This is a genomic window from Proteus sp. NMG38-2 (assembly GCF_020640995.1).
Classification (GTDB): domain Bacteria; phylum Pseudomonadota; class Gammaproteobacteria; order Enterobacterales; family Enterobacteriaceae; genus Proteus.
Window position 1 is genome coordinate 1919355 of sequence record NZ_CP085481.1, and the last position, 21945, is coordinate 1941299.

General features: G+C 38.9%; 23 protein-coding genes. 9 read left to right on the forward strand and 14 right to left on the reverse strand.

The genetic code is table 11. The features are described from left to right. Nucleotides 1–18 precede the first annotated feature (18 nt). Both LG402_RS09130 and ribA read right to left on the reverse strand, forming a co-directional pair. The gene (locus LG402_RS09130) at nucleotides 19–834 is read right to left on the reverse strand and encodes a MetQ/NlpA family lipoprotein (RefSeq protein ID WP_227336823.1); all 816 of its coding nucleotides are present in this window, start codon (nucleotides 832–834) and stop codon (nucleotides 19–21) included. Between the two features lie 251 nt (nucleotides 835–1085). Further along, nucleotides 1086–1685 carry a GTP cyclohydrolase II gene (gene ribA / locus LG402_RS09135; protein WP_075672080.1) on the reverse strand — a complete coding sequence of 200 codons (600 nt, stop codon included), beginning with the start codon at nucleotides 1683–1685 and terminating at the stop codon, nucleotides 1086–1088. Nucleotides 1686–1951: 266 nt separating this feature from the next. Here ribA and pgpB point away from each other — a divergent pair, with 266 nt between their 5' ends. The 6 genes from pgpB to LG402_RS09165 all read left to right on the forward strand — a co-directional run bounded on the left by pgpB (nucleotide 1952) and on the right by LG402_RS09165 (nucleotide 6021). Beyond that, entirely contained in the window at nucleotides 1952–2671 is a 720-nt protein-coding gene (gene pgpB, locus LG402_RS09140) for a phosphatidylglycerophosphatase B (protein ID WP_227336824.1), read from the forward strand. 159 nt (nucleotides 2672–2830) lie between these two features. After that, the gene (locus LG402_RS09145) at nucleotides 2831–3148 is read left to right on the forward strand and encodes a LapA family protein (protein ID WP_109408762.1); all 318 of its coding nucleotides are present in this window, start codon (nucleotides 2831–2833) and stop codon (nucleotides 3146–3148) included. Nucleotides 3149–3160: 12 nt separating this feature from the next. Next, nucleotides 3161–4330 carry a lipopolysaccharide assembly protein LapB gene (gene lapB, locus LG402_RS09150; protein WP_166541304.1) on the forward strand — a complete coding sequence of 390 codons (1170 nt, stop codon included), beginning with the start codon at nucleotides 3161–3163 and terminating at the stop codon, nucleotides 4328–4330. Nucleotides 4331–4375: 45 nt separating this feature from the next. After that, complete coding sequence (gene pyrF, locus LG402_RS09155; RefSeq protein ID WP_109408764.1) at nucleotides 4376–5104, forward strand: orotidine-5'-phosphate decarboxylase; 729 nt, start codon at nucleotides 4376–4378, stop codon at nucleotides 5102–5104. A gap of 77 nt (nucleotides 5105–5181) precedes the next feature. After that, the gene (gene yciH / locus LG402_RS09160) at nucleotides 5182–5505 is read left to right on the forward strand and encodes a stress response translation initiation inhibitor YciH (RefSeq protein ID WP_227336825.1); all 324 of its coding nucleotides are present in this window, start codon (nucleotides 5182–5184) and stop codon (nucleotides 5503–5505) included. Nucleotides 5506–5610: 105 nt separating this feature from the next. Continuing rightward, entirely contained in the window at nucleotides 5611–6021 is a 411-nt protein-coding gene (locus LG402_RS09165; protein ID WP_166541303.1) for a hypothetical protein, read from the forward strand. A gap of 72 nt (nucleotides 6022–6093) precedes the next feature. On the opposite strand, the gene LG402_RS09170 is transcribed toward LG402_RS09165, so the two are convergent. The 10 genes from LG402_RS09170 to LG402_RS09215 all read right to left on the reverse strand — a co-directional run bounded on the left by LG402_RS09170 (nucleotide 6094) and on the right by LG402_RS09215 (nucleotide 16390). After that, nucleotides 6094–6642: an RNA 2'-phosphotransferase gene (locus LG402_RS09170; RefSeq protein ID WP_109408766.1), complete on the reverse strand. Its 549-nt coding sequence runs from the start codon at nucleotides 6640–6642 to the stop codon at nucleotides 6094–6096. A gap of 186 nt (nucleotides 6643–6828) precedes the next feature. After that, a complete protein-coding gene (locus LG402_RS09175; RefSeq protein WP_166541302.1) occupies nucleotides 6829–8775 on the reverse strand; it encodes an exoribonuclease II in 1947 nt (648 codons plus the stop codon). A 113-nt stretch (nucleotides 8776–8888) separates the two neighbouring features. Continuing rightward, entirely contained in the window at nucleotides 8889–9527 is a 639-nt protein-coding gene (gene nth / locus LG402_RS09180) for an endonuclease III (protein ID WP_109408768.1), read from the reverse strand. A gap of 12 nt (nucleotides 9528–9539) precedes the next feature. After that, nucleotides 9540–10244: an electron transport complex subunit E gene (locus LG402_RS09185; protein ID WP_166541301.1), complete on the reverse strand. Its 705-nt coding sequence runs from the start codon at nucleotides 10242–10244 to the stop codon at nucleotides 9540–9542. A 1-nt stretch (nucleotide 10245) separates the two neighbouring features. Then, nucleotides 10246–10872, reverse strand: coding sequence for an electron transport complex subunit RsxG (rsxG, locus tag LG402_RS09190; protein ID WP_227336826.1), 627 nt, complete (start codon nucleotides 10870–10872; stop codon nucleotides 10246–10248). Nucleotides 10873–10890: 18 nt separating this feature from the next. Beyond that, nucleotides 10891–11967: an electron transport complex subunit RsxD gene (gene rsxD / locus LG402_RS09195; RefSeq protein ID WP_109408770.1), complete on the reverse strand. Its 1077-nt coding sequence runs from the start codon at nucleotides 11965–11967 to the stop codon at nucleotides 10891–10893. 6 nt (nucleotides 11968–11973) lie between these two features. Continuing rightward, the gene (gene rsxC / locus LG402_RS09200; RefSeq protein WP_227336827.1) at nucleotides 11974–14628 is read right to left on the reverse strand and encodes an electron transport complex subunit RsxC; all 2655 of its coding nucleotides are present in this window, start codon (nucleotides 14626–14628) and stop codon (nucleotides 11974–11976) included. Next, nucleotides 14621–15247 carry an electron transport complex subunit RsxB gene (rsxB, locus tag LG402_RS09205; protein ID WP_036937055.1) on the reverse strand — a complete coding sequence of 209 codons (627 nt, stop codon included), beginning with the start codon at nucleotides 15245–15247 and terminating at the stop codon, nucleotides 14621–14623. Before rsxB ends, rsxC begins: the two co-directional genes overlap by 8 nt. Continuing rightward, nucleotides 15247–15828, reverse strand: a complete 582-nt coding sequence (gene rsxA, locus LG402_RS09210) for an electron transport complex subunit RsxA (RefSeq protein WP_006536930.1) — start codon at nucleotides 15826–15828, stop codon at nucleotides 15247–15249. Before rsxA ends, rsxB begins: the two co-directional genes overlap by 1 nt. 94 nt (nucleotides 15829–15922) lie before the next feature. After that, nucleotides 15923–16390 (reverse strand): DUF2569 domain-containing protein, encoded by a 468-nt coding sequence (locus LG402_RS09215; RefSeq protein ID WP_109408309.1) that lies wholly within the window; start codon nucleotides 16388–16390, stop codon nucleotides 15923–15925. Between the two features lie 131 nt (nucleotides 16391–16521). On the opposite strand from LG402_RS09215, the gene LG402_RS09220 reads away from it, so the two are divergent. Both LG402_RS09220 and LG402_RS09225 read left to right on the forward strand, forming a co-directional pair. Continuing rightward, on the forward strand, nucleotides 16522–17565 hold the full coding sequence (locus tag LG402_RS09220) for an oxidoreductase (protein WP_109408308.1): 1044 nt from the start codon (nucleotides 16522–16524) through the stop codon (nucleotides 17563–17565). A 22-nt stretch (nucleotides 17566–17587) separates the two neighbouring features. Then, nucleotides 17588–18577: a bile acid:sodium symporter family protein gene (locus LG402_RS09225; RefSeq protein ID WP_227336828.1), complete on the forward strand. Its 990-nt coding sequence runs from the start codon at nucleotides 17588–17590 to the stop codon at nucleotides 18575–18577. Nucleotides 18578–18676: 99 nt separating this feature from the next. On the opposite strand, the gene LG402_RS09230 is transcribed toward LG402_RS09225, so the two are convergent. Both LG402_RS09230 and add read right to left on the reverse strand, forming a co-directional pair. Then, entirely contained in the window at nucleotides 18677–19111 is a 435-nt protein-coding gene (locus LG402_RS09230; RefSeq protein ID WP_227336829.1) for a putative signal transducing protein, read from the reverse strand. Nucleotides 19112–19248: 137 nt separating this feature from the next. Next, complete coding sequence (add, locus tag LG402_RS09235; protein ID WP_227336830.1) at nucleotides 19249–20250, reverse strand: adenosine deaminase; 1002 nt, start codon at nucleotides 20248–20250, stop codon at nucleotides 19249–19251. Nucleotides 20251–20910: 660 nt separating this feature from the next. Here add and LG402_RS09240 point away from each other — a divergent pair. Then, entirely contained in the window at nucleotides 20911–21879 is a 969-nt protein-coding gene (locus LG402_RS09240) for a VWA domain-containing protein (RefSeq protein ID WP_227336831.1), read from the forward strand. Nucleotides 21880–21945: the final 66 nt, after the last annotated feature.

The following is a 21945-nucleotide window of genomic DNA, read 5'->3' on the forward strand; positions in this document are numbered from 1 at the left end:
AAAAAAGCTAATAAATTTTTACCAACCCTGAACTGCACCACCATTAAAAATAGTTTCGGCGGCTGTTGCAACTTCGGGGGATTGATAAGCCTTGATAAAATCACGCACATTATTAGCGTCTTTGTTGTCTTCTCTTGCCACTATAATATTGGTGTAAGGCGAGTTTTTATCTTCAATAAAAATACTGTCTTTTGTCGGAGATAAATTAATTTGTTGGATGTAAGTGGTGCTAATAATGGCAACGGTGACTTTCGGATCGTTTAACACTCGTGGTAACTGTGCGCCTTCTAGCTCCATAATTTTTAATTTAAGAGGATTATCAATAATATCGATGGCAGTAGGTAACAAGCCACTATTTGGTTTTAATGCAATAAGTTTTTCTTTATCTAATAACAGTAAAGCTCGGCCCAAGTTGGTTGGATCGTTAGGAACTGCAATGGTATCGCCAGATTTTAATTCAGAAGGGTGTTTGATTTTTGTTGAATAGCCGGCCATAGGAAAAACAAAGGTATTGCCCACAGCCACTAAATTATAACCCCGAGATTGATTATCTTGAGCAAGAAAAGGACGATGCTGAAAAACATTCGCATCTAATTCTTTATTTGCTGTGGGATCATTAGGTAATAATGAGCCACTAAAACCTACTAATTCAACCTCTAAACCATATTTTTCTTTAGCGACTTTTTTGGCAATTTCTGCCACATCTTGTTCAGCGCCATTGATCACACCAACTTTGATTGAATAGCTGTTTTTATCGCTATTATCACAGCCTGTTAATAATGTTCCCACTAATAATAGCGCGCCGAAAATCCTACCAGAAAAATGTAATGGCATAATGTTTTCCTATCAAAATTTATTTATTAATAAATAACTTAGAATCAGATAGATAGTCAATGAAATCGCATATGACAAATTTTCACATGATATAATTTAATGAAGAATGATCTGTGAAAAAGAAGGAAATATAAGCAAAGAAAAATAGATAAAGAATGAATTTACAAGGTAATAGAATAAAAAGAACTAAATAAAAATCCGAGCAACTCAGACTCGGATTTGAAAATTATTAATGCTGTACTGTTACTTTATTATTGCGCTTTCTTAAATAAAAGATGGCCCATTTTATCGGCTTTGGTATCAAGATAATGTGCATTACTTGGATTACGTCCGACAATCAGAGGAACTCGCTCGATAACATTAATACCTGCGGCTTTCATGATTTCAATTTTTTTCGGATTATTGGTTAATAACCGCACCTCATGAACACCTAATAGATTATACATGTCAGCACAAAGGGTAAAATCGCGTTCGTCAGCTTTAAAACCTAATTCGAGGTTTGCTTCAACAGTATCTAACCCTTTATCTTGTAATGCATAAGCTCTTATTTTATTTAGTAAGCCAATATTACGGCCTTCTTGGCGATGATAAAGTAAGACACCACGACCCGCTTTGCTTATTTGTGAAAGTGCAGCTTCAAGTTGGAAACCACAATCACAACGCAAACTAAATAAGGCATCACCCGTTAAGCATTCTGAATGAATACGAGATAATACAGGCTCTGAGCCTGAGATATCGCCATAGACTAGGGCGACGTGATCTTTACCTGTTGCGATTTCTTCAAAACCGACCATTAAAAACTCACCAAAAGGGGTAGGTAGTTTTGCTTCTGCGATACGTCTTAATTTCATTATTTTTGACTCATAATTTCAGGTGAAACTCTCGTTCAAGATTATACACTTTATAACGAGAACAAAGAGAAATAAAACACTGAAATGTTTCCATGTCTGATAGGCAAGGAAATGGGATAACACACACTTATAAATTCACACCACTACAAATTATCAGATTTTGAGCCTTATTGCATAATGATTTATTGCTAAACGAGCATCGTTTATACTGATAAACTTTAAAGATAAACGAAAGACAGTGTTTGTATTTGAGAAGGGTCGATATATTGAATAAGAAGATAACAAGATTAATTTCATTAGGCAGTATATTACTCTTAATCATACCTAGTGTAGTGTTAATGCTGGGTTGGCAATGGCAACCGACTGATCACCCTTTAGGGGGAATTAGCACATTGTGGATAGCAGATAGTGCAGCGAAACCTTGGGGAACTATTAGTATTATTGTGTTTTTGGCATTACTGTTTATGGTTTTGAAATTAAAACGTAATAATTTTATTCAATTAGCGGTGATAATTGTTGCGACCTTAGTCGTTGGGCAATTAGTTAAGGTTGCAGTTAAAAATACAGTCAAAGAACCTCGTCCTTATGTTGTTTGGGTCAGTGACAATTTACACATTACACCAGAGGCATTTTATCAAGTTCCCAGATCAGCGCGGGAACAATTACTCCAAAATGGATTGGCAAATTCCCCTATGATCCCCGAATGGCAACTTAAACATTGGAAAGCGGAAACGGGTTATGCTTTTCCATCCGGGCATAGCTTATTTGCAGCAACACTCGGCTTGTTTGTTTTTGTCCTTTTTATGTTGCGCGGTCATTATTTTTTAGCAACACTCGGGTTATTATGGGGAATCGATGTCACTGTAGGGCGTATTGTGTTGGGAATGCACTGGGCATCTGATGTGATTGTGGGTATTCTTATAAGTACTATGCTGGTTTGGTGTGCATTTAAGGTGATTGAGCGACGTTTATTACTCAAATCCTGACGATAGCCTTTATTTTTGAGATACAGAATGTCTTTTTCAGTATTTATGTGAAAAAATATACGAAAATCAGTTGATTCTAAGAAATGACTTTCTTTGTGCGCAGTGAAAATGCTACCTTTATCTGTCCACTAAAGAAAAGAGAATAAAAAAGGAAATAATGTGAAAAAAGTCCTACTTTTTATTTTGGTTATTCTTGTTTTTGCCATCGTGGTCATTGCCATGACTTTAGGCTCAAATAACGATCAGGTAGTCACATTCAATTACCTTATTGCTCAAGGGGAATATCGTATTTCTACCTTGTTAGCCACACTGTTTGGTGTCGGCTTTGTTCTTGGTTGGATTGTGAGTGGTGTTTTCTATTTGCGCGCCCGTTTATCACTAGGCCGAGCAAAACGTAAAATTAAACGTCTTGAAAGCGCTCAAACCAAACAAGAAAGCCAAGAAAGTCGCCCAACGGTTGCTTCTGCTACGAAATAAGGACGATAGCTGATGCTAGAATTGCTGTTTCTGTTATTACCTGTCGCGGCAGCTTACGGCTGGTATATGGGGCGTCGTGGCGCCCAACAGGATAAACAGCAGAATGCCGATCGCCTGTCACGAGAATACGTGGCGGGTGTTAACTTCTTACTTTCGGATCAACAAGATAAAGCTGTTGATCTCTTCCTTGAAATGCTTAAAGAAGATAGTTCTGCTTTTGAAGCACATCTTACGTTAGGCAATCTTTTCCGTTCTCGTGGTGAAGTTGAACGCGCAATTCGTATTCATCAATCCTTAATGGAAAGTGCAGCGCTTTCTTTTGATCAACGTCTCCTAGCTGTTCAACAACTTGGCCGTGACTATGTTGCTGCGGGAGTTTACGATCGAGCTGAAAATATGTTTCAGCAACTTATTGATGAGCAAGAGTTTCGCCAAAGCGCGTTACAATCTTTGCTGGCTATTTACCAGTTAACTAGTGATTGGGGCAAAGCCATCGAAACAGCTGAAAAATTAGTAAAATTAGGTCAGCATGAATTAAAAGAACAAATATCACATTTTTACTGTGAGTTGGCACTTCAAGAAATGAGTAGTGATAATCTTGATAGTGCACTTAGTTTTCTACAAAAAGCAGGCCAAGCAGATCCCCTCTGTGCTCGTGTTTCAATTATGTATGGTCGTATTTATATTGCTCGTGATGAGAAACAAAAAGCCATTGAAGTGCTGATGAAAGTTATCGAGCAAGATAAAGAGATGGTAAGTGAAACATTACCTATGCTTTTTGAATGTTTTCAGACGCAAGAAGATAATTCTCGTTGGGAGGCGTATTTACGCCAATGTGTTGATAGTAATAGCGGTGCTATTGCTGAACTCTACCTTGCAGATATCATTGAAGCCAAAGAAGGTATTGAAGCTGCTCAGCTTTATATTAACCGCCAATTAGAACGCCATCCTACAATGCGACTTTTCTATCGCTTAATGCGTTATCATTTAGCTGAAGCAGAAGAAGGTCGAGCCAAAGAAAGTCTTATTTTATTGCGTTATATGGTTGGTGAACAAATTCGTACCAAACCAGATTATCGTTGCCATAAATGTGGTTTTACCTCTCATGCATTATATTGGCATTGTCCATCCTGTCGTTCATGGGATACCGTTAAACCTATTCGCGGTTTAGATGGTCAGTGACGATGTCACTTTTTTAATAGTCTCTTTATAAATAAAGGCCCTAAAATGTCATTTCATTGTGATAAAAAATCGCCCGAGTTCACCTGCGCGCCCGTTATTGTGGCATTAGACTATGAAGATCAAAAAAGTGCATTAGATTTTGCACAACGTATCGATCCCTCATCTTGCCGTTTAAAAATTGGTAAAGAGATGTTTACCCGTTTTGGCCCTCAATTTGTTACGCAGTTACAAAAAGACGGTTTTGACATTTTCTTGGATCTAAAATTTCATGATATTCCCAATACCGTTGCAAGAGCCGTTGCAGCTGCGGCTGATTTAGGTGTATGGATGGTGAACGTACATGCAAGTGGTGGCAGTCGCATGATGCGTGCAGCTAAAGAAAGCCTTGTATCCTATGGCAAAGATGCACCACTTTTAACAGCAGTAACAGTGTTAACGAGTATGGATCAGTCCGATTTGATTGAGTTGGGTATAACATTAACACCCGCAGAACAAGCCGAGCGCTTGGCGTTGCTGACAAAATCTTGTGGCCTTGATGGTGTTGTGTGCTCTGCACATGAAGCTACACGTTTTAAACAAGTTTGTGGTGATGATTTCTTATTAGTGACACCAGGTATTCGCCCTGCAGGAAGTGATGTTGGTGATCAGCGTCGAGTCATGACGCCAGAACAAGCCATTGCAGCAGGGGTTGATTATATGGTGATTGGACGTCCTATTACACGTAGTGATAATCCTCTTGAAACGTTGCAACAAATTAATCGTTCTATACTCTAAATAACTCAAGATGTAGCTAAGTGACAATACACTGCATCTTAATAGTATGACGAATATATACAAGGTATGTAATTAACATGGATAATAACTCTCGTTTGGTTTATTCCACAGATGCGGGTCGCATTAAAGAAGAAGAACAAAAGCCTGTACGTTCTGTCGGTGATGGTATTGTGCGTATTCAGCGTCAAACTAGTGGGCGTAAAGGTAAAGGTGTTTGTGTTGTTTCAGGTATCGATCTGGATGATGCAGAGCTGGCCAAACTTGCCGCTGAACTAAAGAAAAAATGTGGCTGTGGTGGTAGTGTAAAAGACGGTTTAATTGAGATCCAAGGTGACAAACGTGATTTAATTAAATCGCTATTAGAAGCCAAAGGAATGAAAGTTAAACTGGCTGGTGGCTGATTTAGCTAGCTAGATAGCAATGAAATGAATAAGGGTGCGCTGATTTTCTATTGAGATTAGCGCATTTTTTATTGTTATTAATAGATGTCTTTTTAAAGGTGTTTTATGAAAGCATATTTGATGATTGTAACGTTGTTGTATTCTTCTGTGCTTTTGGCAGAAAGCAAAATAGATAAAGTGATTGTCCATGATAAATATTGTTCTTCACCAGAGCAGACAATGGATGAAATTTACGAGCATGGGGCAATAACCAACTGTATTTATACTGGGCTTTCAATCACTGATGCGTATAAAAAATATGTCAGCGAACACGATGAAGCTTATCTTGAAAAAGTCATTAGAGTGAATAATAACATCCAAAAAGAGTACACAAATGATGCCGTTTCTGTGGACTATAATTGGGAAAACCCCAAAAAATTAATAATAGAACAGCAGTTTGCAGGTGGTTTTACCGAAATTTTGTTAGAAGAAGATCAGAAGGGCACTAAAATAACCATCACAGGTCATCCTGATTAAGTATTAGTCAAACAGAGAACACCATAAGCAAGATTATAGGTGACAATGTCACCTACTTGTTTATATTTCATTCTATTCTTTCTCTTCGATTTTTAGATATTTTACAGGCACGGAAAGCGTTAACCATACACCATTATCAGCCTGATAAAATTCAAAACCTTCACTAAACATTTTTTCACTATCAACAATTAAAACAACGGCTTTTCCATGACGATTGCCGACATTCACTGCTGTTTTATAATCTTGTGATAGATGAACATATTGGCGACCATTCGGTATTAAACCTTGATTAAAAATACTGTCGATAAAACGAGTTGCTGTACCGTGATAAAGTATTTTAGGAGGAGTAATAGCTTGGTAATCAACCGTAGTCTTAAGAGAGTGCCCTTGAACGGCACGAATAAAAAGCCCATTTTCTGAAATAGCGAAACGCTTTTTATCATTCGTTTTAACTACATCGTTAATCAGTTCAAGGGTTAGTTGCGTGCCTTTTTTCTGCGCTAACAAGATCAGTTGTGATATTTCACCCCATCCTTGCTCATCAAGTGATAAACCAATACTTTCAGGGGAGTGTCGTAATATATAGCTTAAAAAACGGCTAATCTGCACTTTATCTTTCATTAATTCAATCCATTTGTTATTTACTAAATTTATGGTCTGAGTGTTTTATTTCCTTAATACCATAAAAATATTCCCTTTTTATTCCCTTTAAATTTCTAGTGTTATGTCTAGCAAAGATAATAGGCATAAAAAAACTGATGGCTCAAAATGAACCATCAGCTTTATTGTATACCGACTACAGACTAATTAGATAGGGCGAGCAACGATATTACGAGTTTCAAGTTTTACATCTTCGATACGAACAGGAATGATATCATTGAGTTTATAAGCACTTTCACCTTTCACAATCACTGTACCCGTTTCTTGACTGCATTGAATTTCATCACGCACAGCATGTAAGAAAGGAGCCGGGATAAAGGCTACTGCGCCATTTTCAACTAAGCGAACGCGAATACCACCACGTGTAATATCGATAATTTCAGCGTTAAATGGTGTTTCAGTACCCGCAAAAGGTTTTAAGAAACGTGCATATAACCAATCACCCACATCTCGTTCAGCCATACGATTAGCACGACGGCGTTCTGCAATACGAATACCATCTTCTTCTTGTGGCTTTTCAGCAGGCTCTTTACTGATAATCGCTTTTAGTAAACGGTGATTTAAAATATCACTATATTTACGGATCGGTGATGTCCATGTTGCGTAAGCTTCCAGTCCTAAACCAAAGTGTGGGCCTGGCTCTGATTTGATTTCAGCAAAGTTTTGGTAACGACGAATACGGCTATCAAGGAATTGATTAGGTTGGTTATCTAGCTCACGACGTAATTGGCAGAAACCTTCAAGGGTTAACAAACTTTCAGAAGTGGTTTCAATGCCATTATCTTTTAAAGTTTGTACAACTTGATCGATATAAAGTGGATCAAAACCAGTGTGAACGTTATAAACACCGAAGCCTAAGTTTTTCGCCAGCACTTTAGCTGCACAGATATTGGCTGTGATCATTGCCTCTTCGACAATGCGATTTGCAATACGACGATTTTCAGCCACGATATCTAACACATTACCACCTTCATCGAGAATAAAGCGGTAATCAGGGCGTTCTTTAAAGACCAGAGCATGTTTCTCACGCCATTCATGACGTTTTTCACACATCTCTTTTAATAACATTACTTGTTCATGAACGATGTCATTCTCTGGTTTCCAATCGCTGTTAGCGCCTTCTAACCAATCTGAAATATGGTCGTAAACCAGTTTGGATTTTGATTCTACCCATGCAGAATAGAAGTGAATATCTTCATGTAATGCACCATCTTGGGCAATGCTGACTTGACAGACTAATGCAGGGCGCTTTTCATTAGGGCGTAATGAGCAAATGTTATCAGATAGCTCACGAGGCAACATTGGGATGTTAAAGCCCGGCAGATAGTTAGTTAGAGCGCGTTGTGCCGCAATTTTATCTAATTCACTATTCGGCAAAATATAAGCCGTAGGATCGGCAATGGCGATAAATAGCGTTAATTGACCGTTCTCTTCTTTACGAATAAAGAGTGCGTCATCCATGTCTTCTGTTGATGCACTATCAATAGTGACAAAGGAGAGAGAAGTCAGATCTTCACGAGGTAATGCATCATGTAATGTAAGTGCTTCGTTGCCCATTTCTGGTGCATCGCGCTCAAGTTGATGACGCATTAAGGTTACCCACCAAGGGGCAAAGTGATCGTCTTTATCTGTAATATAGTCGGTGATTTCTGCCTGAAAACCTTTATCACCTTTATTAAGTGGGTGACGGCGCATAACCGCAACAGCCCAATCTTGATTGACAAAGTTATGGGTTAAACCTTGAGCTGGACGGCAAGGAATTGCATCTTTTAGTAGAGGATGGTCTGGTATTATCCACAGACGGTTATCACCCTCTTTTCTTTGAATACGGCCGACAAAACGAGTTAAAAAGGGCTCAACTAATTCTTCAGGTTCAACTGATTCTTTGTCGTTATTGGTATGAACAGCAGCAATTACACGGTCACCGTGCATCACTTTTTTCATTTGCGGAGGGGGAATAAAATAGCTTTTCTGACCATCAACTTCAAGGAAGCCAAAGCCTTTATCTGTTCCCTTTACAAGGCCTTCCACGCGCGGTGTTTGGGCATGGAGTTGCTGTTTTAGCTGTGCAAGCAGCGGATTGTCTTGAAACATATTTTTCCGGAAAGTCGGCAGTTTTAATAATAAAAGTGGGCAATAGTTTTATTCGATTGTGCGTAGCGACGCAAGTAATATTGCATCAGAAAAACAGACAAATCGGCAAATTTTTATTCAGGATCTGTTTTTTCTTTAAATTCACACAGATCTTCAATAATACAAGAGCCACACCGTGGTTTTCGTGCAATACAGGTATAACGACCATGAAGAATAAGCCAGTGATGGCAATCAACTTTAAATTCTGCCGGAACAACCTTTAATAGTTTTTGCTCAACTTCATTGACATTCTTGCCAGGGGCAAAGCCTGTACGATTACTCACTCTAAAGATATGTGTATCGACAGCAATTGTTGGCCAGCCAAATGCAGTATTTAAAACAACATTTGCAGTTTTGCGACCAACACCAGGCAAAGCCTCAAGGGCTTCTCTGTTTTCAGGAACCTCACTGTGATGTTTATCCACCAAGATTTGACAGGTCTTAATCACATTTTCAGCTTTGGTATTATATAGGCCAATGGTTTTAATGTATTTCTTAAGTCCATCCACCCCTAAATTCAGGATAGCTTGTGGTGTGTTGGCAACTGGATAAAGTTTAGCAGTTGCCTTATTGACACTCACATCGGTCGCTTGTGCAGAGAGTAACACGGAGATCAATAGTTCAAACGGAGAGTCAAATTTTAGCTCTGTCGTAGGTTGCGGATTGTTATCACGCAACCGAGTTAGAATTTCAATACGTTTTGCTTGATTCATTATGCTCACAAATTAATTTTTAACGATATGACTACCACAGCCTTGTTCTTTTTCATAAGTTTTCATTATCGAAGCGCTGCGCTTTTTCTGTCTTTCATCGATAAGGTATTTTCCCGCTAACATAAAGCCTAAACCGATAAAAGCACCTGGCGGTAAAATGGCAAGTAAGAAGGGGGAATCTAAATGAACTATTTCGATTCTTAATACTTGAGCCCATTCACCTAACAGTAAATCTGCACCGTCAAATAATGTTCCGTTACCTAAAACTTCACGGATCGCGCCTAACACAAAGAGTGCGGCTGTTGCCCCTAATCCCATTGCTAAACCATCAATGGCAGAAGGAAATACTTCATTTTTAGCAGCGAAGGCTTCAGCACGGCCAATAACAATACAGTTGGTGACTATTAATGGAATAAAGATCCCCAACGATTGGTATAAACCATAGGCGTATGCGTTGATCAGTAATTGCACAGCACTGACGACAGACGCGATTATCATAACATAAATTGGGATACGAATTTCAGAAGGAACCCAACGACGTAAACTTGAAACTGCCACATTGGTGCAAAATAGCACTAATGTTGTCGCAAGTCCTAAGCCTAGCGCGTTAGTTGCTGTAGAGGAAACCGCCAGTAAAGGGCATAGACCAAGTAATTGCACTAGAGCTGAGTTGTTTGTCCATAACCCTTGAGCAAAGAGCGTTTTAATGGAGTTCATATTAATTCGCCTCACAGACAGAGAGAGTTTCTAATTTCTCTGGTAATGATTGTATTAGCCATGCTGTGCGTTTTGATGAGTTAACGACAGCGCGGGGGGTGATCGTCGCACCTGTAAATTGATCAAAATCGCCACCATCTTTTTTTACCGCCCAATGTGGATCGTTTTCACTGGAAATGAATTTATGGCTCAGTGTTGTGATCCAATCGGAAATGCGTGTCTCAATTTTATCACCCAGACCAGGAGTTTCGTTATGTGCGGTTACACGAACACCTAGAACGTTGCCTTTAAAGTCAGCGCCAACAAGAAGTTCAATTGCACCTGAATAGCCATCTGGCGCGGTAGATTCTAAGGCCGCTGCAACGGGTTTACCTTCTAAACGTGCGACATAAAGTTTATGAGGTTTTGAATTTCCCAATTCCGGTGCCGTAAGTAGATAACAATCTTTAGAAAGTTCATTGTCATACATTGCTTGAGGGATCACCTGATCCAATAATTTTTGTTTTTCTATAGCCACTTGCTCTGCAATGGTATCTGCGGTTAAGTGGTACACCACAGCGGTTAAACCTGTTGTACAAGCCGCAAAGACAGCTAATGTTAGCCCATGACGTTTTAAGATATCGATCATCATTTTCTCCTTGGCACATTAATGCCCATAAACACGAGGGCGTGTATAGCTATCGATTAAAGGTACAGCGATATTGGCAAGTAATACTGAAAAGGCAACAGCGTCTGGATATCCACCATAAACACGGATAACCCAAACTAATAAACCAATCATTCCCGCATAAATTAAACGACCTTTAGGGGTTGTAGAGGCACTTACAGGATCAGTCGCTATGAAGAAAGCCCCTAACATTGTTGCCCCTGAGAAGATTTGTAATAGGGGTTGCGAGTAACGAGTAGGATCGATCCCCCAACTAATAACCGAACATAAGGCTAACATTGAGATCATCGCAACAGGGATATGCCAGCTAATAATGCGTTTATAGAGCAGAACTAATCCACCTACTAAATAAGCTACATTCACCCACTGCCATCCAATGCCGGCAAACTCACCTTGTAAAATAGGTGTCGCTAACACTTCATCAATAGAATGAGTTAATAATCCAGTTTTAAAACTATCAAGAGGTGTAGCTTGTGTAATGCCATCAACAGAGCGTCTTAAATCTTCAAGTGTTAAGCCTGATGATGTATGACCTGTAAAGAAAATACTTAAACTGTCCATGACATTGTAAGAGACTGCTTGTAATTCAACAGGAGGCATCCACGATGTCATTTGTACTGGGAATGAGATAAGTAAAACTACATAACCTACCATTGCGGGGTTAAATGGATTTTGCCCTAAACCGCCATAAATATGTTTTGCGATAACGACAGCAACAAAGGTACCTAAAACAATGATCCACCATGGTGCCAAAGGCGGAATGCTAATTGCGAGCAATACACCAGTAAGCAGTGCGGAATTATCTTTAAGGTAAAGTAATGGATCTTCTTTTTTGAGTTTTACGCATACAGTTTCAGCCACAAGCGCAACGATGATGGCTAATATAATTTGGTAAATAGTGCCTAAACCAAAAAAATAGATCTGACTGATGATCCCCGGTAATGCTGCTAATGTAACCCATAGCATAACTTGGCTGGTGGATTGTTGATTATGCGTAAAAGGGGAACTCGCAATTTTTAATTTACTGTTGTTATTTTGTATCGGTCTAAATTTCATCTGTGATTAATCCAAGGTAACTTCTTCTTTAGCTCGACGTTGTTCGGCTTCTTTTTTCGCTTTTACTCTGGCAATAGCGGCCGCAACGGCTGCTTTGCGCGGATCGACATCTTCGGCTTCTGCTTTTTCAACAGGAGCTTCAGCGGCTGGTGTTGTTTGAGAAGCTTGCTGTGCTTTTTTCGCTTTCACTCTGGCAATAGCGGCCGCAACGGCAGCTTTGCGTGGATCGACATCTTCGGCTTCTGCTTTTTCAACAGGAGCTTCAACGGCTGGTGTTGCTTGAGAAGCTTGTTGTGCTTTTTTCGCTTTCACACGAGCCAATGCGGCCGCAACGGCAGCTTTGCGTGGATCGACATCTTCGGCTTCTGCTTTTTCAACAGGAGCTTCAACGGCTGGCGTTGCTTGAGAAGCTTGCTGTTCTTTTTTCGCTTTTACTCTGGCAATAGCGGCCGCAACAGCTGCTTTGCGTGGATCGACATCTTCGGCTTCAGCGCTTTCAACAGGAGCTTCAACGGCTGGCGTTGCTTGAGAAGCTTGCTGTGCTTTTTTCGCTTTCGCTCTGGCAATAGCGGCCGCAACAGCTGCTTTGCGTGGATCGACATCTTCGGCTTCTGCTTTTTCAACAGGAGCTTCAACGGCTGGTGTTGTTTGAGAAGCTTGCTGTGCTTTTTTGGCTTTCGCTCTGGCAATAGCGGCCGCAACGGCAGCTTTGCGTGGATCGACATCTTCGGCTTCTGCTTTTTCAACAGGAGCTTCAACGGCTGGTGTTGCTTGAGAAGCTTGCTGTGCTTTTTTCGCTTTCACACGAGCCAATGCGGCCGCAACAGCTGCTTTGCGTGGATCGACATCTTCGGCTTCTGCTTTTTCAACAGGAGCTTCAACGGCTGGTGTTGCTTGAGAAGCTTGTTGTGCTTTTTTCGCTTTCACACGAGCCAGTGCGGCAGCAACAGCTGCTTTGCGTGGATCAGCATCTTCGTTGTCACTTACTGTATTATCATTTGAGGCTTCTAATGCTTTTTGCTGTGCTAATTTGGCTGCTTGTTTTGCTCTGACTTCTTCTTTACGCTTTCTACGTGCGGCGATAGCAGCTGCGTTATCTGGCTCTTCACCTGCTTTCACAGAAATAATTTTACCGATACTCTGTTTTTCTTTTACACGAGAGAGCGCAGATTGAACTTCATTATGTTCATTATCATCAAGTTTAACCGCCGCACGTTGATGCCTTGCTTCACGCTCAAGTTTTTCACGCTCCATGCGTAATTTTTTGGCTTCAAAACGCGCTTTAGCTTCAGCTGCTCGTTTTGCTTCTGCATCAATTTCACGTATTTCAGCCTTTTCTTGGCGATAGTATTGAACTAACGGAATATTACTTGGGCAAACAAACGCACAAGCACCACATTCAATACAATCAAATAAATTATGCTGTTGTGCTTTCTCATGCTCTTTACCTTTACTAAACCAGTAAAGTTGTTGAGGTAATAAACCACTAGGGCAAGCATCAACACAATGACCACAACGGATACACGCCTCTTCAAGATTATCTGTATCCATTTCTTCAACTGAAGGGATAAGTAGGCAGTTGGTTATCTTAACAACAGGGGCATTTAAGTCAGGTAAGGTAAAGCCCATTAATGGCCCACCCATAATCACCATTTGTTCAGAGCCTGCAACAAATCCCGCTTGTTTTAGCAATGAATAAATAGGGGTACCCAAACGTGCCCAGAAGTTACCCGGTGTTTTGGCACCATTACCAGTGATCGTGACAACACGTTCAATTAAAGGCTCATCATCAATAATGGCACGCTTGATAGCAACAACAGTACCCACGTTTTGCATCAAAACACCAATATCAGATGAACGACCACCTGATGGCACTTCTTTACCTGTTAAGATCTTGGTCAGTTGTTTAGCACCGCCAGAGGGATATTTTGTGGGAATGACACGAATAAAAATTCGTTTCTCATCAGGGACGGCATTTAATGCCAATTTCAATGCTTCAATAGCTTCAGGTTTGTTATCTTCAATACCAATTAACACTTCATCAGGACAGAGAAGGTGAATTAATACCTGACAACCAGCAATCACTTCATCAGCATGCTCTTGCATTAAGCGATCATCCGCTGTGATATAAGGTTCACATTCTGCTGCATTGACAATCAGTGTGTTAACTAAATCACCACCGCCTTTTAATTTTGAAGCAGTCGGGAATCCGGCGCCCCCTAATCCAGCAATACCCGCTTCATGGATACGAGCGAGTAAAGTCTCTTTGCTTTGCGATTGGTAATCAGTGAGCGGGAACTGTTCACGCCATTCATCTTTACCGTCAGATTGAATTCTTACGGCAATTTCAGGTAATCCCGAAGGGTGAGCACTTGGAAAAGGCTCTATAGCAGTGACAGTACCAGAAATAGACGCATGAACAGGGAGTGTTCTGCCAACACCTTTAGTCAAAGGTTGGCCTTTTAAAACATGTTCACCCTCGCTAACACAAAGTTGACCAGGTACACCTAAGTGTTGATGAATAGGGACAATTACTTCATCAGGCAATTGTGCTATACGCATTGGTGTGCGACTTGACTGTAATTTCATTTCAGGAGGATGAATACCGCCTTTAAAATCCCAGATTTTATCTTTTTTAAATAACGAAAAGAGATTAAACATGAGCGTTATCCTCCGTCTTTAATGACGGTTCATCTTCAGGTGTTTCTTCAGGCTCTGCTGGAATATTTTTAACAGGGATGGTATTTAAATCCCATTTCCAATTTGAGGTTGTTACTTTGACTGGCACTAAGGTAATACAGTCAGTAGGGCAAGGTGGAACGCATAAGTCACATCCAGTACATAAGTCTTCAATAACTGTATGCATTGCGCGTGTTGCACCTACAATGGCATCAACAGGGCAAGCTTGAATACACTTAGTACATCCTATGCAATTATCTTCATCAATTAAGGCGACTTTTCTAACGGGATTTAATGCTTCTTCGTCACCATCAAGCGGTTGAGGTTCAACACCCATTAGTTCTGCGATTTTTAACATCACTTGTTCGCCACCCGGCGCACAACGGTTAATCATCTCACCATTGTTTGCAACCGCGTCGGCATAAGGGCGACAACCAGGATGTCCACATTGCCCACATTGACTCTGTGGCAAAATAGCATCTATTTTTTCAACAATAGGATCTTCTTCCACTTTAAAACGACGCGCGGAATAGCCCAAAATTAGCCCAAAGATAAGACCTAGCGCACCAAGTACGCCAATTGCTATCCATAAAGAATTCATTACAGTTTCACCAAACCACTAAAACCCATAAAGGCGAGAGACATTAAACCTGCGGTAATTAAACCAATTGATGCACCTTTAAATGGCGCAGGGACATTTGCCACTGCTAACCTTTCTCTAATGGCGGCAAATAATACCATCACAAGAGAAAAACCTACTGCTGCACCAAAACCATAAACAGCCGACTGCATAAACGTGTGTGCTTGATTGATATTTAATAACGCAACGCCTAAGACAGCACAGTTTGTGGTAATTAAAGGTAAGAAGATCCCCAACAAACGATAGAGTGTCGGGCTTGTTTTTCTTACAACCATTTCAGTGAATTGTACAACTACTGCAATAACTAAAATAAAGCTCAGTGTGCGTAAATAAAGTAAGTCCAAAGGAACTAAAATAAAGTTATCCATCAGCCATGAACTAATAGAGGCGAGAGTCATAACAAAGGTCGTCGCAAATCCCATACCGATCGCGGTTTCTAATTTTTTTGATACACCCATAAATGGGCATAAACCTAGGAATTTGACGAGTACAAAGTTATTCACCAATACGGTGCCGACGAATAGAAGCAAGTAATCAGTCATTGTTATGCCAAAATTGTTAAACAGAGAAACAAAAAGCCTCCTGAAATAAAGAGGCTAAACAAGCGTATATAATATCAAGGGTGAAGATACGAAGTTATCGAACTTGTGTGAAAGTTTCACGAACACGTTTAGAGTACTTGATATAAGGCACAAAGCAGACAGTCGAGAAGACAGACCATAGAAGAGATTTTAACGCTGTTTGGTCATCTACAGGCGCAAAGCCAAAGCTTTTGATCGCTAATAGTAAGTTGATAAGTAACCATAAAATAAATAAACGTGGAAAGTTTTTAGCGCGATAAAAAAACTGGCGTAGTAGATATACCGTAAAACCAAACATCACCCACGTGGTTAACGCAGAGAGATACCAACTTGATATTAAATGAAAAGGAAGCTGGTGGAGGATCGAAAAATCCGCAAAATATTTAAGAACGTAGAGAACAGACATCAAGCCAGAGCCAATAATTGATAAGATCATATAAGCCAATGGCGCAAGTAGCCATCCAGTTATAGGCGCCTTTCCTGAAAGGTTATTCTGCGTGTTTGCTTTGAGATCAAATTTCATTAATTAATTATTCCTACTCGTGTGTATAGAACTAAACGAGATATTATCACAAACTTTGTTATTATTTATTTAGCTACAAAAGTGAAAGTGATTTTTATTAATAAAAAAGCAGATAAAAATAGGATAGGGTTATGGCAAATAAACTCAATGTTGGGATTATCGGGTATGGCTATGCAAGTAAAACCTTTCATGCTCCCTTAATTACAACTACCGAAGGCTTAAACCTCAGTGCAATTTCAAGCTCTGATGAAAATAAAGTCAAACAAGATTTTCCTCACATCACGGTTTATGCAGATCCTCAAGCACTTATTAATGATCCTTCAATAGACTTAATTATTATCCCTACACCGAATAATACTCACTATTCGTTAGCTTCACAGGCTTTGGAAAAAGGTAAACATGTTGTTATTGATAAACCGTTTACACTAACACTGGAAGAAGCAGAAAAATTATCTCAACAAGCAACAAATGCCGGTAAGCTACTTTCTGTTTTTCATAATCGTCGTTGGGATTCGGGTTTCTTAACGGTTAAAAAACTTTTAGCAGATAAAACACTCGGTGAGATTAGTGCCTATGAAGCTCATTTTGATCGCTTTCGCCCAACCGTGCGTCAACGTTGGCGAGAAGATGCCGGAATTGGTGGCGGACTTTGGTATGATTTAGCGCCCCATGTTCTTGATCAAGCCGTTTGCCTATTTGGTGAGCCTAAAGCAATTACGGCAGATATTGCTCAATTACGTCCTAATGCAAAAAATGCCGATTACTTTCATGCGTTATTAGAATATGACAATCTTAGAGTTATTCTTCATGCTTCTATGCTAGTCGCATCTCCAACACCTATTTTTGCTATTCATGGAACAAAAGGCAGTTATGTTAAATACGGTTTAGATACTCAAGAAGATGCCTTAAAAGCCGGTTATCTTCCTAATCAAACTTATAATTGGGGAATGGATAATAAAGATGGTGAATTAACAACATTATCAGCATCCGGTGAGTTAGAAACAACCACGCTTGCTACACTACCTGGTAATTATCCTGCGTATTATCAACAAATTTATCGTGCAATTACATTGGGTGAAGAAAACCCCGTTACGCCAATACAAGCAACTGCCATTATGCGTTTGATTGAAGCGGGCGAAATTTCAAATCGTTTAAAACAAACTATTACGCTATAAGCTAAAGGGAGCGCTAAATCTAATGTCTTGGTGGCAAAAATTAAAACTTGATCCTTTTCTCATGATAATGATTTGTGTGGTAACCCTAGCAACGCTACTACCCGCACAAGGGGATATTAAAGTCCTGTTTCAATATCTAACAACAGGCGCTATTGCGCTACTTTTCTTCTTGCATGGTGCAAAGCTCTCTAGAGAGGCAATACTGGCAGGGCTTGGGCATTGGCGATTACATTTAACCGTATTTGCTAGCACTTTTATTCTTTTCCCTATTTTGGGGCTAGGATTACAAGTGATTGTGCCTGAATGGATGTCACCAACAGTCTATATGGGTTTTTTATACCTTTGTGCTCTTCCTGCAACCGTTCAATCCGCCATTGCTTTTACTTCTGTGGCAGGGGGAAATGTCGCCGCAGCTATTTGTAGTGCATCAGCATCGAGCATTCTAGGTGTTTTTCTTTCACCGGTGCTGGTGGGTTTTTTAATGCAAACGCAAGGCTCAGCAGATGATTTTGATACTGCTGGAGCAATTCAGTCGATTTTACTGCAATTAATGGTGCCTTTTATTATTGGTCATTTATCTCGCCCTTTAATTGGTCGTTGGGTTGATAAGCATAAGAAATTAGTTAATAGAACAGATCGTTCTTCTATTTTGCTGGTGGTTTATGTAGCGTTTAGTGAAGCGGTTGTTGAAGGGATCTGGCATAAAATTGACGGCTGGTCGTTACTAACGATTGCTGTAGTGAGCTGTATTTTATTAGCGATTGTCATTTTTGTGAACGTGTACAGTGCAAGGTTGCTTGGTTTTAATAAAGAAGATGAGATCACCATTGTTTTTTGTGGTTCTAAAAAGAGTTTAGCAAATGGTGTACCAATGGCTAACGTGTTATTTCCTGCGGCAACGGTGGGGGTAATGTTATTACCATTAATGATATTCCATCAGATCCAATTAATGGTTTGTGCTGTATTAGCACAGCGCTACGCTAATCAAGCTAAAGAAGCTGAAAAGAAATAACATATTTAAGTTGGATGGATAATTAATAGTATTGTTTAAATATTGATTATGAGCCAAATATAAAAAAGGCATCGATTTGATTATTTATCGATGCTTTTTTTATTCACTATGATCTTTGTTGTTTTCTTTTTTATCTAGCAATGAAGAAGGTTGTGACTTTAACGGAAGAGGTAAACCTAACACAAAGTAAATTAAGAAAACAAAACCTATGTTCAAATAATCTGTTTTATTATTTTTTACCGTTGTCTCTAATTCACAATCAATCGGTTCTAGTTGATCGTTAATATTATATTTACCTTGGTAAAGCTCATTAAGTATGGTTTGTGCTTGTTCAAATTCTTTATCATTAACGAGCAGTTTTACACCTCCGGTTGCTTGAGCATAAACCTGATTGTTCCAAACAATATTTTCATCTAAAAGAATAGCATCAATACCTTCAGATTGGAGAAGTCCTGCTTCAATTGAAGCATCAATCGGCGATAAGTATTGAGCTAATAATTTATAATGACCTCTTGTTGGGTGAATGTTCCACATAATTCTTCCTTAATGATAAATAATCTCTGACGAAGATTAATTTTAGTCTAAGCGTCATTAATGATCCTATCTATTTTTTATGAATATAAAAAAACCATCTGATTAACAGATGGTTTTGATGAAAAAAGCATTAAATATTAACGTAAGCTTACTTTTTTAATTAATGCGTCACGTTCAGCTTGGCTAATAAACGCCATTTTTAAACCATTAATTTGAGTTTGGCGAATTTGCTCTAGTGTTAATCCCGCAGCTGGTGCTGCAACGTTATATTCATGTTTTAATTCAATGCCTTCAACAGCAGGATCGTCTGTATTAAGCGATGCAATAATGCCATGCTCTAAGAAAGTTTTTAGAGGATGTTCTGCTAGTGAATTGATAGTGCTGGTTTGAATGTTTGAGGTTAAGCAAGATTCAATACCAATTTGATGCTCTGCGAGATAATCCATTAAACGAGGATCTTCAATAGCCTTAACACCATGACCGATACGACTTGCGCCTAATTCTTTAATTGCGTGCCAGATACTTTCAGCACCTGCTGCTTCACCGGCATGAACTGTAATATCCCAGCCTGTGTCACGAGCACGATTAAAATGAGGTTGGAATAAGTGACCCGGAAAACCTAATTCATCACCCGCTAAATCGAGCGCAGTAATTTTATCTTGATGTTTCAACAATCCATTTAATTCTTGTTGGCAAGCATCTTCACCAAAAGTACGGCTTAAAATACCGATTAAACGAATATCTACATCGTGTGATTGCAGTGCGCTTTGTACACCATCAACAATGGCTTCTACGACACCTTCAACAGGCAACTGGTGCTTCATTGCCATATAATAAGGAGAGAATCGCAGTTCAGCGTAATCAATACCCGCATTAACCACATCCACCACGTTTTCATAAGCAACACGATGACACGCATCTAAGTCTGCTAAAACTGCTACTCCCCAATCTAATTTTTGTAAGAAACTCACAAGACTTGGCTCATTTTTTGTAATTTGCACATGAGGACGCAAAGCTTCTAATTCATAAGCGGGGAGCGCAATATTGTGTTGTTTTGCTAAATCTAAAATAGTTTGTGGGCGGATATTACCATCTAAATGACGATGTAAATCGGTTAAAGGCAACTGTGTGTCAATCACGTGTTATTTTCCTTTTAATAGAAATAATGAAAATCTATCGTTTATAGTGATTTTCTTATAATCGGGTAAATATAAATGAGTTGCAGATTATTATGACTGATTTTTATTTTATTCACTAATAAATAAACTTAAATTGGTTGTTTTTAAAACTAAAAATGCCATTTTTTCTCAATTTTAAGTTAAAAAATAGAAAGCGAAAAAGAGAGGTGTTTATTTATTAGCTACAATATTCAATGCAATTGACGTGTATTATCAAGATAACTGATACATTAAAAATTAAGCTGAAAACAGAGTTATCATGATAATTGAAATATCTTATCAATTATTCTGACAGATTTGAAAGTGGAGGTTAAGCAAAAAACAGTTTAAATCTTGATTTTCTTATCACTTTACCCAATGAGTTACTCATTTTATGATTTCTAATACTTTTGAGTAAACGATAGTGAGATGTTTTTATAAATATAAAAAATTATTTATGCTTATATTTTATTCATTAAAATAAAAAACAATATATCTCTTTTATTAAATAAGGAATAAAGAATAGAAAATTGACGCCATAATAAATTGCTGTTTGATGGATATATTTAACAGCAAATAATTATTTACATAATAATTATTTTTAATTAAATCCTAATTGTTTAAAACTTAAGGCGTATAAATATGAATGAGAATTCAAATTTAAATCTTGGAAAGAGAAATAATGCAATACAACACCAATTAGTTTCTAAAATACGACCTCCTTCATCGGCAAATAATCTCACTTATGGATCGCAAGTCGTTACTGGTGATGGTGCAATTGCATTAGATCTAGTTGTTGTAATTGATACCAGTGGTTCAATGGCTGATGAGTCGTTAGATTTGAGTAAAGATATTGATATTGCAATACAAAAAGCGCTGGAAAATTGCCCATCAAAACTTCGGGTAACTTTTTTAGGTATTGAAGGTACATGGGATGATACTAAATTTGATCAATCAGCGAGTGACTACTTAAAAGCATTAGGTGTACCCGAAAGTCGTTTACAGGCAAGAAAACCCTTTAAAGAAGCTGATGGACGTGATCATGCGGGTAATAAAGAAGATTTATGCCGAGCAGTGATTGATTTAAGTAAATATTTTGATTGGCGTGATGGTGCTCGTCGTGCAGTTTTTGTTTTGGGTGATGAAGGTATGGAAGGTGGCGGAGGTGTATTGACCAACGCAGCAAAGATAAAAAATGATGAAGCGATTGCCGTTGCCCAACAGGAAAAAGTCAAAGTATATACCTACCAAGGAACGCCAGACGATAGTGCAACGAACCTCGATCGTTTCCCAAGTGTGGTTGATAGAGATCGTGTAACAAAAGAGTATGTGCGTTTAGCAGAGCAGACAGGGGGGCGCTCTTATATTTACACTACAGGTATTGCGAATTTCTCTCTAGTGTTACAAGAGATCCTCTGTGATAGTTTAACACTACCAAACATTCCTAAACCGAATGATAAAAAATCTAACTGTGGTCATGTTTGTGAACAATTAACTTCTATTATTTCAACAGTAAATACACTTGCAGGAATAATTAATAAAACCATTGATTCTTGCTGTAAAGATGAATGGGGCAACCGTCATCTTCCAGCTAAAGATTGTGATTGTTAATTAAAATACGAAGAAAAAAACACCCCATTGTGTTTTGACAAATGGGGTGTTTCTATTTACTTATTT